11 protein-coding genes are annotated in these 14,385 nt (G+C 41.7%); 8 read left to right on the forward strand and 3 right to left on the reverse strand.

The genetic code is table 11. From position 1 onward, the window contains the following. Window positions 1-110 precede the first annotated feature (110 nt). The 4 genes from AC1D0K_RS29150 to AC1D0K_RS29165 all read left to right on the forward strand — a co-directional run bounded on the left by AC1D0K_RS29150 (window position 111) and on the right by AC1D0K_RS29165 (window position 6,916). Entirely contained in the window at window positions 111-1,457 is a 1,347-nt protein-coding gene (locus AC1D0K_RS29150) for a TolC family protein (protein WP_477399490.1), read from the forward strand. Between the two features lie 51 nt (window positions 1,458-1,508). Further along, entirely contained in the window at window positions 1,509-2,684 is a 1,176-nt protein-coding gene (locus AC1D0K_RS29155; protein WP_477399488.1) for an efflux RND transporter periplasmic adaptor subunit, read from the forward strand. A 70-nt stretch (window positions 2,685-2,754) separates the two neighbouring features. Continuing rightward, window positions 2,755-5,934 carry an efflux RND transporter permease subunit gene (locus AC1D0K_RS29160; protein ID WP_295712390.1) on the forward strand — a complete coding sequence of 1,060 codons (3,180 nt, stop codon included), beginning with the start codon at window positions 2,755-2,757 and terminating at the stop codon, window positions 5,932-5,934. A gap of 409 nt (window positions 5,935-6,343) precedes the next feature. Further along, window positions 6,344-6,916, forward strand: a complete 573-nt coding sequence (locus AC1D0K_RS29165; RefSeq protein WP_295712393.1) for a hypothetical protein — start codon at window positions 6,344-6,346, stop codon at window positions 6,914-6,916. Window positions 6,917-7,072: 156 nt separating this feature from the next. On the opposite strand, the gene AC1D0K_RS29170 is transcribed toward AC1D0K_RS29165, so the two are convergent. Beyond that, complete coding sequence (locus AC1D0K_RS29170) at window positions 7,073-8,266, reverse strand: pyridoxal phosphate-dependent aminotransferase (protein ID WP_477396418.1); 1,194 nt, start codon at window positions 8,264-8,266, stop codon at window positions 7,073-7,075. Window positions 8,267-8,356: 90 nt separating this feature from the next. On the opposite strand from AC1D0K_RS29170, the gene AC1D0K_RS29175 reads away from it, so the two are divergent. The 4 genes from AC1D0K_RS29175 to AC1D0K_RS29190 are packed head-to-tail and all read left to right on the forward strand — an operon-like array spanning window position 8,357 to window position 11,643. Beyond that, window positions 8,357-9,331 (forward strand): cation diffusion facilitator family transporter, encoded by a 975-nt coding sequence (locus AC1D0K_RS29175; RefSeq protein WP_477396416.1) that lies wholly within the window; start codon window positions 8,357-8,359, stop codon window positions 9,329-9,331. After that, window positions 9,331-9,774, forward strand: a complete 444-nt coding sequence (locus AC1D0K_RS29180; RefSeq protein ID WP_477396414.1) for an NUDIX domain-containing protein — start codon at window positions 9,331-9,333, stop codon at window positions 9,772-9,774. Before AC1D0K_RS29175 ends, AC1D0K_RS29180 begins: the two co-directional genes overlap by 1 nt. Beyond that, on the forward strand, window positions 9,771-11,036 hold the full coding sequence (bioA, locus tag AC1D0K_RS29185) for an adenosylmethionine--8-amino-7-oxononanoate transaminase (protein ID WP_477396412.1): 1,266 nt from the start codon (window positions 9,771-9,773) through the stop codon (window positions 11,034-11,036). The genes AC1D0K_RS29180 and bioA overlap by 4 nt, the downstream gene beginning before the upstream one ends. A gap of 1 nt (window position 11,037) precedes the next feature. Continuing rightward, window positions 11,038-11,643, forward strand: a complete 606-nt coding sequence (locus AC1D0K_RS29190; RefSeq protein ID WP_477396410.1) for a hypothetical protein — start codon at window positions 11,038-11,040, stop codon at window positions 11,641-11,643. 93 nt (window positions 11,644-11,736) lie between these two features. Here the strand turns inward: AC1D0K_RS29190 and AC1D0K_RS29195 are convergent, their stop codons facing one another. Both AC1D0K_RS29195 and AC1D0K_RS29200 read right to left on the reverse strand, forming a co-directional pair. After that, window positions 11,737-13,617 carry an LTA synthase family protein gene (locus tag AC1D0K_RS29195; RefSeq protein ID WP_477396408.1) on the reverse strand — a complete coding sequence of 627 codons (1,881 nt, stop codon included), beginning with the start codon at window positions 13,615-13,617 and terminating at the stop codon, window positions 11,737-11,739. Window positions 13,618-13,685: 68 nt separating this feature from the next. After that, complete coding sequence (locus AC1D0K_RS29200; RefSeq protein ID WP_295712410.1) at window positions 13,686-14,330, reverse strand: DUF4412 domain-containing protein; 645 nt, start codon at window positions 14,328-14,330, stop codon at window positions 13,686-13,688. Window positions 14,331-14,385: the final 55 nt, after the last annotated feature.

Genomic DNA, 14,385 nt, shown 5'->3' on the forward strand with positions numbered 1-14,385 from the left:
TTTGTTGATATTAATCACATATTCGCACGTCCCCTGTGTAATTGTATAAAACTATAACGATTTTGTTTTTTAGTTCATGTCGGTTTACATTGACATCTATTTTCTACAGCATGAAAAAACTAAAGTACCTATCCCTCTTAACAGTAATCAATTTAACATTAATTTTACATTTGCCGGTTTTTGCGCAAGGTGGTGCTGATACTATTGGTGGGCCGGTATCGCTTAAACAGGCAGTTGATTACGCGTTGCGCAATCAGCCAGCAGTACGGCAGGCTTCTATTGATGAGCAAATCAATGAGCGCGATATCAGGATAGGACTATCAGGTTGGCTTCCGCAGCTTAACTCATCGGGTATATATAACTACTATTTTAAGGGTAACCCGCAGGCAGGCGCATCTGGTGCAAACATTCCGTCAAACAGTGGCAGTATCCGTAACCTCTCAACACTGGGTGTTACCGCATCGCAGGTATTATATAATAATGATGTATTCCTGGCTTCAAAAGCATCCAGATACTCGCGCGAGTATTATAGGGAGAACACACTGAGCACGCAGATATCGGTTATATCAGATGTGAGCAAAGCTTTTTTTGATGTTTTGTTATCGCAAAAACAACTTGACATAACCAACGAGGATATCACCCGGTTACAACGCAGCTTAAAGGATGCCACCAACCGGTACCAGGCTGGGGTATCTGACAAAACAGATTATAAGCAAGCCACCATCGCCCTGAATAATTCATTAGCTACACGCAAGGCAACCGAAGAATCTATAAAAAGTAAAACGGCCTATTTAAAACAGATCATGGGTATTGGTGGAGAAAAGCCACTAACACTGGCATATGATTCAACGCGGTATGAACAGGAAGCTTCTATCGATACCAATCAAACGCTGGATGTAAATAACCGCATCGAATATCGGTTGCTGCAAAGTTCAAAAGCACTTAAAAATTTAAATATTAATTATTACCGCTACGGATTTTTGCCTTCGATATCAGCAGTAGGCAGTTATAATTACGCATACTTTAATCATGATTTTAACAATCTTTATAGTAATGCCTATCCAACAGGCTACGCAGGCCTTACTTTAAGTTTGCCCATTTTTCAGGGTGGCAAGCGCCTTCAGAATTTAGCCAAAGCAAGGTTACAGGTTGAGCGTACCGATCTGGATATAGTAAACACCAGGAACAGTATCAATACAGAATATGTGCAGGCTTTGGCCAGTTATAAAAGCAATTATACCAGTTACAGGCTGGTAAGGGAAAATGTTGATCTGGCAAAGGATGTATATAAAATAGTAAGTCTGCAATACCGCGAAGGTGTTAAAACTTACCTTGATGTTATTGTAGCACAATCAGACCTGCGCACTGCCGAACTGAACTATTATAATGCCTTGTTCCAGCTGCTGGCCAGTAAAATTGATCTGCAGAAATCATTGGGAACATTAACTGTACAATAGCTATACGATCACGCTTTTTTTAATAAGAACTCAAACAAACAAATCACTATAATGAAACACAAATATATATATTGGTTGGCCCCCGCGGTATTATTAACATGGATGTCATGTGGTAAACCTGGGAAAAAGGGCGCCATACTGCCACCAACACCGGTTGCAATTGCCGAAGCCAAAACCGCCCAGGCGGTATATTATGACAGTTACCAGGGAACAGTTGTATCCATCAATACAGTTGAACTGCGCAGCCAGGTTCCTGGTTTTGTAACGGGTATCTTTTTTAAGGAAGGTGATGTTGTTGAAAAGGGTAAGGTGCTTTATGAAATTGATAAACGTAAATATGATGCAGCTTACCAACAGGCCCAGGCCAGTGTATTAAGTGCCCAGGCCAATTTGATAAAAGCGCAAAAAGATATCGACAGGTATAATATGCTGTTAAAAAACGATGCTATTGCCCGTCAAACGGTTGACCAGGCTACGGCGGTTTATGAAACCAACAAAAGCCAGGTAGCGGTAGCCAAAGCGGGGCTTGCTTCGGCTGCTACCGATCTTTCTTATGCCACCATCAGGGCTCCGTTCACGGGCCGGATAGGGATTTCGCAGGTAAGGCTGGGAACACAGGTTGCTGTGGGTACTACTTTGATGAACACCATATCTGCCGAGCACCCTATTGGTGTAGATGTAGTAATTAATGAGCAGGACATCAACCGTTTTTACGGCCTGCAAAAAACAAGTAGCGATACCACTTTTAAATTGCGGTTGCCGGATGGTACTACTTACAATAAAACAGGTAAAGTTTTAGCTATCGATAGGGGGGTAAGCAGCGGAACCGGAAGTGTTAAAGTAAGGATCCAATTCCCAAATGAGGGTGATGTATTGAAGGATGGTATGAGCTGCGTTTTACAGGTGCTCAACGAACAGTCTGGTAACAGAGTACAAATACCTAACAAGGCGGTAACTGAGCAAATGGGAGAGTTTTTTGTTTTTGTGACCAAGGATACTACAGTTAAAGATACCGCCCAGGATAAAACTATAAAAGACAGGCGTGATACCATTGCCAAACAGATAAAGGTAAAGCTTGGTCCACGTGTTAATACTGATATTGTTGTTATGAATGGTATTAACGCTGGCGACAAGGTGGTGACCGATGGTTTTCAACGTTTGCGCGATGGGGGTAAAATAACTCTTGGTTCTGGCGCGCCACCGCAAGGCGCTGCACCTAAAAAATAAGTTTGTTATAAAAAAAGAGAATTTAAGCGAGTAGCGGGGGCAATTCCCGAAAAACTTAATTTAAAAAAGAATGATCGCAGATACTTTTATACGACGACCGGTTACCGCAATAGTGATCTCCATAGTGATTGTAATTGTGGGTATACTGTCAATGACCAGCTTACCTATTGGGCAATATCCTGATATTACTCCGCCAACAGTATCTGTTACCGGTACCTATACCGGTGCCGATGCATTAACGGTGGAGCAAACTGTTGCAACCCCCGTAGAAGTGCAGGTAAACGGTGTGCCGGGAATGACCTATTTGCAAAGTAATAGTAGCAGTAACGGCCAAATGAGCATGACTGTGAACTTTGATGTAGGTACCGATATTAATATAGCAGCGCTTGATGTGCAAAACCGTGTGGGTATTGCATTGCCAACTTTACCGCAGGAGGTGCAGCGTTTAGGTATGATTGTGCGTAAACGTAACCCCAGTATATTAATGCTGGTGGCCATGTACGCGCCTAAAGGCAGCCACGATGTTACTTTTACTGATAACTATACCAACGTTTTTATAAAGGATGCCATATTACGTACCAAAGGGGTGGGCGACGTAGTTACCCGAGCCGATGATTTTAGTATGCGTATATGGCTTAACCCTGATAAGCTGGCATCGTTGGGGATGACCGCCGGTGATGTTACCGCGGCATTGGCAGAGCAAAACGCCCAGGTAGCCCCTGGTACAGTTGGCGCCACACCCCAGCAAAAAGCGCAAACCTTTGAATATTCTGTACTGGTAAAAGGCCGCTTAAGCAAACCCGAAGAGTTTGGCAATGTGATAGTGAAAACGGTGCCAAGTACAGGTGCAATTGTACATTTAAAAGATGTTGCACGTATTGAATTGGGTAAATTCAATTACTCTGGTAATTCATTTGTTGATGGAAAAAGGGCCTCTTACTTATTGGTATACCAGGCGCCAAACAGTAACTCGCTTGAAACTGCCGAAAATGTATATGCCACTATGGAGGAACTTAAGAAAAGCTTCCCGGCTGATATTGATTATGTAGTGCCTTTTGAAGCGGTAACAGTTGTAAAGGTATCCGTGAGCGAGGTGGTTGATACACTCGTTATAGCATTAGGGTTGGTTATTGTGGTGGTATTTTTGTTTCTACAAAACTGGCGTTCTACACTAATCCCGGTTTTAGCCATTCCGGTTTCTATTATCGGTACATTTATATTCTTTATCCCACTCCATTTTACTATTAATACGCTTACGCTATTTGGTTTTGTACTGGCCATTGGTATTGTGGTTGATGATGCCATTGTGGTTGTTGAGGCTGTACAGCATTATATGGATGAGGAGGGCATGACTCCGCGTGAAGCCACGGAACACGCCATGCGCGATATATCGGCGCCGGTAATTGCCATTGCATTAATATTAGCCGCGGTGTTTGTGCCGGTAGGGTTTGTGCCCGGTATAGTTGGGCGTCTTTACCAGCAATTTGCTATCACCATTGCTATATCTGTATTGATCTCGGCTTTTGTGGCGCTTTCACTAACGCCTGCACTGTGTACATTACTGCTTCGCCCGCATAAAATTGATGAAAAATCAAAAGGACTCAACAAATTCTTCTTTGTGTTTAATGAGTGGTTTACCCGCCTAACCGGCAGGTACCGTAAAACAGTTGATTTAGGTATAAAAAATTCAAAGTTCATCGTTATTATACTGGTGGTCATTATCATAGGTACTATCCTTTTATTCAGGGGTAAACCATCAGGGTTTATTCCGCTGGAGGATGATGGCCGTGTTTATATCACCTATGATCTGCCCGAAGCGTCATCAACGGTAAGAACGGTTGATGTGCTGCACCAGATGATGAAAACCCTGGATAGCGTTCCAGAAATTGCACATTACGCGGCATTAGGCGGGTTGAACGCCATCAGTTTTGCCAGTAAGGCCAATAGTGCTACCATGTTTGTTCAGCTTAAACCCTGGGATGAGCGTAAAGAAAAATCGCAACAAATAACTGCTCTTGTGGCCAAGCTTACAAAAAAACTGGCCCGGTTTAAAGAGGCTAATGTTATTGTAATTCAACCGCCTGCTATACCTGGTTTAGGCAGCACCGGTGGTTTTTCGTTTATATTAGAAGAAAAACAAGCGGGAGGCGATATAAAGGTTTTTGAAAAAACACTGAAAACGTTTGTAGGCGAGATTAATAAACGGCCCGAAATTGCCAGAGCATTCACCTTTTTTACCGCGAGTACACCAGCTTACCAGTTAACTATTGATAGAGAGAAGGCTAAAAAATTAGGCGTTTCTATAGCTGATGTTAACAGCGCACTGCAAACTTATATGGGGAGTACCTATATAAATGATTTTACCATCTACGGGCGAAACTTTAGGGTGCTTGCGCAGGCTGATACCGCTTACCGGAGTAACATCGGCAATATTGGGCAGTACTTTGTGCGCAATCAATTTGGTACCATGGTGCCGCTAAGTACCTTAACTTCATATAAAGTTATTGAAAACTCCCCGTTGATAGCCCACTATAACCTGTTCAGGTCGGCGGAGATCAATGGAAGCACAAGACCCGGTTATAGTAGCGGTGATGCCATTACAGCTTTGAAAGAGGTTGCGGCAAAATCATTACCACAGGGTTTTGGTTATGAGTTTTCTGGCCTTAGCCGTGAGGAATTATTATCCGGCTCAAAAACGGTTTACATTTTTGCCCTTTCCATAGGCTTTGTATTCCTTTTCCTGGCCGCACTGTATGAAAGCTGGTCGGTTCCGTTTTCAGTACTGCTTGCCGTGCCTTTAGGAGCATTTGGAGCTATCCTGTTCTTAACATTCTGGCCCGATTTAACCAACAACGTATACGCGCAGATAGGTTTGATAACGTTGATTGGTTTGGCGGCAAAGAATGCTATTTTGATAGTGGAGTTTGCCAAAGAACGTGTAGATAAGGGTATGAACCTTGAAAAAGCTACTCTTGAAGCGGTAAGACTGCGTTTGCGCCCCATCATTATGACCTCGATGGCATTTATATTGGGAGTAGTGCCATTAATGATAGCATCAGGAGCGGGTGCCGAAGCCAGGAAAACCATTGGGTGGACAGTGTTTGGCGGTATGCTTGGAGCTACCTCCCTTGCCATATTTATAGTGCCTGTTTTATATTATGTAATTACCAAATTTGCTTATGGTAAAGATAAACTGGCCGAGATGGAAAAAAACTACAAAGCTGATCCAAAACATGATTCGCACTTATAATATCAATTTATAAAAACAAAAAAAGAGAGGTAAAGCCTCTCTTTTTTTGTTTTTGGCAAACCATAAGCCCATATCTCGATACCCTTATTTTATAATTTTTAGCCAAAATCCTACAATAATCTTCAATTGCGTACACTCTCTGTACTGTGTAGATTCTGTTTTTCTGTACATTAATTTGATGTTAAATTTGTTTCAATAAATAGTATATAAATATCCTTTTAATACAAAAAACAATATTGATAATCAATATTTAAGCTGAAAACCTGCTTTAAATAACGGATGCAAAACAGGGTATTCAAATGGTCATGCCAATCTCACAAGCGTTAAATATTGTCATAATGGCAAAGTATTTGTAAAGGTGGTATCAATACAATGGAAAAATTGTAGAGTTAATCTAAAAATTACAACTATGAAAACAATGACAAAAATTTTAGCAAGTGCTTTTACAGCAGCAGCTATATTTATCGGAACAAATGTTAAAGCACAAACTACTCCAGCTAACGCGCTTCGTTTTGGTGTAGGTTTAGAGACAGGTATACCAACAGGTAATGCCCATGACGGATCGAATTTTGAACTTGGTGGTACCGCTCGTTTGCAATATGGTGTAAATAAAAATGTTGCATTAACACTTACTTCGGGTTATTATAATTTCTTTGGTAAAACTTATTCTCAATCTGTAACAACCAGCACAGGTACATCAACCGTATCTTTTAAAGGCAGGTCACTTGGGATGATCCCGGTTAAGGCTGGTATTAAAGCCTTTGTTTCTGATGGTTTTTATATTTCAGGCGAAGCGGGTGCTGGATTTGAGGTACATCCTACAGTAGCCGGTGGTACTAAAGACACCAAACTTATTCTTTCTCCTGGTTTAGGTTATGCAACCAAATCATGGGATGTAGGTGCACGTTATGAAAACTTCTCTGGCCAGGGTAATAACTACGGCCTGGTAGGTTTACGTATAGCTTACGGTTTCGGTTTATAATATTCCAAAACACTAATAATAACAAAGCCCCTCGTCATGATGATGAGGGGCTTTGTTGTTATTATCTGAACCTGGATTAAACAGATTAAAGGATTAACAGGATTTTATCTGTTCGATTTTTTCATCTGCACACCTGCACATTTAAAATCTGCACATCTAAGAAAGTTTCCCAAGCGCTTCTTTAATCCTTCTTACAGCTTCAATCAGTTTATCCTCAGCGGCAGCATAAGAGATCCGGATAGAAGTAGGATCGCCAAATGAATCGCCGCCAACGGTGGCTACATGAGCTTCCTCTAACAGGAAAATGCTCAGTTCATCAGCATCCTTAATTGTTTTGCCATTATAGCTTTTACCGAAGAACGAGGTAACATTTGGGAAAAAGTAAAACGCGCCATCGGGCAGGTTTAATTTAATACCATCAATTTCGCTCAATAGTTTATACACAATGTCGCGGCGTTTTTTAAAGGCGGCACGCATTTCAAGTACTGATTCCAAACCACCTTCATAAGCGGCAATACCGGCACGTTGGGTGATAGAGCAGGTTCCGGAGGTTATCTGTCCCTGCATTTTATCGCAGGCGGTAGCAATCTCTTTATTGCTTGCGGTGTAACCAATTCTCCAGCCGGTCATGGCAAATGCTTTTGACCATCCGTTGATGATAACCACGCGATCTTTTATATAATCAAACTGAGCTATTGATTCGTGTTTATCAATATAGTTGATATGCTCATAAATCTCATCGCTCATGATATAAACATGAGGATGTTTTTCAAACACTTTGGCCAGGCCTTCCAACTCATCTTTGCTGTAAACACTGCCAGTAGGGTTACATGGCGATGAAAACATAAATAATTTAGTTTTCGGCGTAATGGCTGCTTCTAATTGCTCAGGAGTAATTTTAAAGTTTTGTTCAACAGTAGTGTTGATGAAAACACTTACGCCTTCGGCAAGCTTAACAACTTCACTGTATGATACCCAGTAAGGAGTAGGGATGATCACTTCTTCGCCCGGATTTACCAAACATAATACCGCGTTGGCAATAGCCTGCTTGGCACCTGTGGAAACTACTATCTGGCTAACATCGTAATCAAGATTGTTTTCGTTCTTTAACTTGGCAACAACAGCCTTACGCAGTTCGGGATAACCTGCTACCGGGGTGTAGTAGGTAAAGTTTTTATCCATGGCCTGCTTTGCAGCTTCCTTTATGTGTTCAGGGGTATGAAAATCAGGCTCGCCAAAGCTAAGACTGATCACATCCACGCCTTTTGCGGCAAGTTCACGGCCCATCTTGGCCATTTTAATCGTTTGTGATTCGGACAGATTATTTATCCGGTTACTTAATGCGCTCATATAAATTATGTTATCGCGGCAAATATAGAAAATAACTTTACTGCTACTTACGCTTGTTATTTATAAATTTGTCGCCTTATTCAATTTGCTTTGAAGGAACAGAAAAGGATCATATTAATTTCGTTGATAACGGGTATTGTGTTGATGATGGCAAAGTTTGCCGCCTACTTTTTAACCGCCTCCAATTTTGTACTAACAGATGCCGCCGAAAGCATAGTTAATGTAATAGCCAGCTCCTTCGCTTTTTTTAGTATTTACCTTTCTTCGCTGCCGCGAGATGAAAACCACCCCTACGGGCACGGTAAGGTTGAATATTTTTCGGTTTTTATTGAGGGGGCCCTTATAGGCATTGCTGGCGTTATCATTATCATTAAATCAGCCTACAGCGTATTTTATCCCAATATTATTCATGATCTGCTCATCGGTGCGGCTATCATCGGCGCTACCGGCGTTGTAAACGGCGCTTTGGGTTATTATATGATTCATAAAGGCAAGGCGCTGCATTCCATTACTTTGGATGCTGATGGCCGCCATTTGCTTGCAGATATGGTAACCAGCAGTGGTTTGGTAGTTGGTTTAATGCTGATTCATTTTACCAGCATCCTATGGCTGGATAGCGCCTTATCTATTTTAGTTGGCTTATATATTATATATAGCAGCTATAAGCTGATCCGTAAATCGGTAGCGGGATTAATGGATGAGGCCGATTTTCAGGTGGTGAGGGATGTGGTTAAAGTTTTAGGCCATCAACGCCGGGATGCCTGGATAGATGTACATAACCTGCGCGCCCAGAAATACGGTAACGAATTACATATAGATTGCCACCTTACGCTACCAAATTATTTTGATTTAAATACAGTGCATACCGAAGTATCGCTGGTTGATAAGATGATTAACCAGGAGGTTGGTATTAAAACCGAACTGTTTATCCATACAGATCCTTGCGTACCAAATTGTTGCCACTATTGCAGCATGCCCAATTGCCCTATACGCTCAGAGCCGCAAACAGAAACTATTGAATGGACCCTGGATCTTGTTGTACGCAATAAAAAACACTTTGAGTAATGGCAGGTTATTTTAATGTACGTGTTTATGGTTTGCTCATTAATGATAATAATGAGGTGCTGGTGAGTGATGAGCAGGAGTACGGTATGCGCTTTATCAAATTTCCCGGTGGAGGATTGGAGTTGGGAGAAGGTTTAGTAGACGGATTAAAGCGTGAGTTTGTAGAAGAATGCGATTTGCAGGTAGAGATCATCGATCACTTTTATACAACCGATTTTTATGTGCTCTCGGCATTTAATAACTCACAAATAATCAGTGTTTATTATAAAGTTAAAAGTATCAGCCCTATTAACTTCACCATAAAAACGGTGGAGTATGATTTTGATGGAGAGGGTGACGTATTGCAGGCCTTTAGGTGGGTGAAACTTGACGATCTGTATCCCGAACATGTAACCTTCCCGGCTGATAAACGTGTGGTAGAATTATTAAGAGAACAATTATGACTTTACAGGAACGGGATTTAAGAATAATATGGCACCCATACACCCAAATGAAAACTGCCGCGCCGCCCATTCCTATTGTGAGGGGCGAAGGGGCTTTGTTGTTTGATGAAACGGGGAAACAATATATAGATGCCGTATCATCATGGTGGGTAAATATCCATGGGCACGCGCATCCTTACATCGCTAAAAAAGTTGCCGAGCAATTGCAAAAACTGGAGCATGTAATTTTTGCTGGCTTTACCCATGAAGGCGCCGTTGAACTGGCCGAGCGCTTACTGGCAATTTTGCCCGATAATCAGCAAAAAGCATTTTACTCAGATAATGGCTCAACAGCTATTGAAGTGGCCATTAAAATGTGCCTGCAATATTGGCTAAACAAAGGCGATCAGCGTACAAAAATACTGGCCTTTAATAATGCTTATCACGGCGATACCTTTGGCGCTATGGCCGTAAGCGGCCGCAGCGCGTTTACCAAAGCTTTTGATAGCCTGCTGTTTGAGGTAGAGTTTATTGATACGCCAAATAAGGAAAATATAGATGATCTTAAATCTCATATCTCCAAGCTGAAATCAGAATTAGCCTGTTTTATTTTTGAGCCATTGGTACAAGGATCAAGCGGCATGTTGATGTACGAAGCAGAGTATCTGGATGAGCTAATGGCCCACTGCAAACAGGAGGGTGTGCTGATGATAGATGATGAGGTATTTACCGGCTTTGGCCGAACAGGGAAGGCATTTGCCTGTAATTACCTGAAAACCAAGCCCGATATTATGTGTTTTTCCAAAGGCTTAACCGGCGGAACAATGGCCCTGGGTTTAACAACCTGCACCATGCAGATTTACGATGCTTTTTTATCGGATGATAGATTAAAAACCTTGTTTCACGGGCATTCATTTACAGCTAACCCTATTGCCTGCGCTTCGGCTTTGGCAAGTTTAGATCTTTTTCAGCAGCCGGATACTGAAGCCAATATTCAACGCATTGTAGCTGCACATGCTCAGTTTGGTAACAAGATCAAACATCACCCTAAAATAAAAACCGTAAGGCAAACAGGCACCATTTTAGCTATGGAATGGGAAACCGGGGATAATACATCGTATTTTAATTCGCTGCGCGATAAACTATATCATTACTTTTTAGCTGCCGGTATTATACTGCGCCCGCTGGGCAACGTAATTTACATTTTACCCCCATATTGCATTACCGACGGTGAACTGCAGTATGTTTACAATAAAATAGAGCAGGCCCTTCAAGAACTATAACATGATGTTAAATAAACTTTTACCTCAAATAATAGCCGATAATCAGTTACACTCACGGTGGTTAAACACGCTGTCGCTGATGGAAAATACCGGTGCGCGCAAGATCTCGGCAAGCGAAGATCCGCTGACGGTGACTTATATCATCCTGAAACATGCTGCCGAGGAGCATCGCCATGCCTTCTATTTAAAAAAGCAGCTGGAAAAAACGGGAGTTGAATTACCAACCTACGCTGCCGAATACCTGCTGGCCCCCGGTTCAAGCAAATATTATTTAAACCAGTTGGATATTGATGTTTGCCGGTACCTTAAAACCGAATTAAACCTTACCGGTGCCGAACTTCGCTTTGCCGCCTACCTGCTGGTAACTTACGCCATTGAAGTACGTGCTGATGAACTTTACCCTATTTACCAGGCCGCCCTTGACGAAGCTGGCAGCAAAGTGAATGTAAAATCAATCATCCTGGAGGAAGAAGGCCACCTGGAAGAAATGCTGAACCAACTGCACAAATTCTCGCCCGACTGGGAAAAGCACGCCAAAAAAGCTGTTGCGTTTGAAACCAGGTTATTTAATATGTGGGTAGAGCAGTTGGGGACTTCGCTGAAGTAAAGCGCCGGAATCAGAATTTACAGAATTTTAGAATGAGCAGAATGATAAGAAATTCTGTAAATTTTCAAATTCTGTAAATTCTGATTCAGACAGTTAATAACCCATATACTCCGTATACACCTCCTGCAAAAAGGCCTTGCCATATAGCAATGCCCTTTCAGTGTCTTTTTGATCGGCGTTTTTATTGCCGGTATAAACTATCCTTTTGCCAGAGTTATCATAGGATACCGTTTGCTGAGGCATCATAAAACAAAAACCGTTATCCCAGTTAAAAAAAGCAAAATCGGCCGTGCCGGGGTTAAGCAAATCTTTCGACCATTTAAATTGTTTATGGGGCAGATCCAACTGCGCAAACAGGGTGGCGGCAATATCGGTTTGGCCGCCTAATTTGCTGATCTTTTTGCCGCGGTATGCTGGTTTTATCACATCGCCAAAAAACAAAAGAGGGATATGGTATTTTACCGGGTTGTAGGCCTCTGATATATTATGAGGCAGGCGATGGCCATGATCGGCCACTAAAATGAATAGCGTATTTTTATACCAGTCCTGCTGTTTGGCCTGCTCAAAATAAGCGTTAAGGCATGAGTCGGTAAAGTAAGCGGTACTCCTGAATTTGTTGCTTGCGTCGCCATCCTTATCTTCTTCAGGGAAATGTCCTTTTACGGGTAATATAAAAGGTTCGTGATTGGTTGAAGTTTGCAGGTAAGTAAAAAAAGGCTGTTTTTGTTGTTGCGCATATTGCAGATGCCTGGTTAACAATACATCATCATATACACCCCATTGAGTTTTAATCTGGCTTTTGGTAAAGGCAAGCTCATCGGTAATTTGATCAACCTGGTGGCTTTTCATAAAGGTGTTAAAGTGCATATAGCTGCTTTTACCACCATAAAAGTAAGATGTTGCGTAACCTGCATTTTTTAAAGTTGTAGCTATAGCCGGCAGTTTTGCCTGTTTCAATGTATCCGAAACTATGGTGCGTATAGCTTGCGAGGGGAAGCCACTCATGATAGAGATAATACCCTTATCAGTACGATCGGCAGAGGAGTAAATGTTATTAAACAGGATGCCGTTTTTAATGAATTTTTCAAAGTTAGGGGCAACACCTTTATCGCCTCCTAATGATTCAATAACATCTGCGGTATAACTTTCCATCTGGATAATCACCACATTGGGATGATTGGTGGTTAATATCCTTAAGGTGCTGTCGTTTTTAACGTTGTAAGCTTCTGCTACCACTTGCGTTGCACTACCCGGTTGCAAAAAAAGGAAAGGATTGTATGGGGTACGCAAATTTTCGACCACATTATTAAACAGGTTCCACTCGGTATTGAGGGCAGCCTGGTTCAGAAACTCATGGTCGGAAAAATAGGCCGAGTTTTGGTTTACAGGTACGGATTGAAGCCCTCCCCGAATCAGCAGGAAATTGAAGAACAGCAGCAGGATAATAAGCACCGCTTTAAGCCGGGGTTCAACCTTAGGCTTTTTAAACTGGTAGTCAATTATCTTATTGGATAGCAATATGCCGGCTCCTAACAATGCCAGGCAAATAATAATACATCGGCCAACCGGAGACGATCCCGAAGAGGCCAGTGCTTCTGAGGGGGCATTGTACAGTGATGCAAATACCCTGAACACAACTTTGGTGCCCCATTCGCGAAATATATTGAAGTTAAGCCCTGTATTTAGGGAGATACAAAACAGGCAAAACCAAACATATACTTTAAGCCAAATGGGTTTTATATATGATTTTGGGAAACACCAGTTAACAATAAATACCAGTAGGGGGATGGCGCTGATATATGCCGCTGCCGATGCATCAAGCCTTAGGCCATAGTAAAAGGTTTGCAGTATTTCGCCCAAACCGGCTACTTTAAGTTTAGGCAGAAAATATAATTCAAATGTTACCCTGGTTATTGCAAAGAACAATATCCAGAAAACGAAAAATCTGATTAAACTAAAAAGGTTTCTTAACATAAGGGGTACAAAAGTAGTACTTTAACCCCAATGTTAAGAAACCTTTAATGAATAGTTAATGAAGTGGATTATCTTCCTCCACGCATCGCTTTCAAATCATCCATGGTGATCTTTTCAAAATCAGCAGGAATGCTAAATGTGCCTGCAGGTACTTTCTGCTCGGTTACACTTTTTACAGTAACCTCTGTTGATCGTCCTTCGCTAAATGAAGTATACTGAACTGGGAAGCCGCCAACACCCGCGTAATATTTTGCAATACCTGCCAATGGGATCTCCACATCATTGGTAACCCATATATCATAAGTTTTGCTGGTTTTTGAATCTGTAGCTACTACCTTTTTGCAGTTAAAGCCCGAGATTACTTTAGTTTCGGTGCTGGGTGCAAAGGTAAATTTAGGCATACCCGCTATTGCCTGGTCAATATCATCGGGGCTGGCTATCGCTGCCTTTTTAATGTTTGCAACCGCAACATCAACTAATATCACCATCGATTTGCTATTTGCGTCGGTAATGATCTTGATATTAGCCGGGCCATTTGAAAAAGCAAACGCATTTGAATCGGCCCTGAAATAGCTTTTAGCGTTTATTTGTTGCCCCATCATTGATGTAGTAAAGTCAACTACGCCTTCGGTGTATTTTTTTTGTGCGCTTGCACTCATGGTGGTTGCGGTAAGGGCCAAACCCAGGGCAACATTTAAAAATTTTATCCTCATTTTTTTAGTTTGATTAATACCAATTTACTTGTTTTTAGTTAAAAGACAAATTTAT

It is taken from the genome of Mucilaginibacter sp. P1_A3, assembly GCF_056406855.1.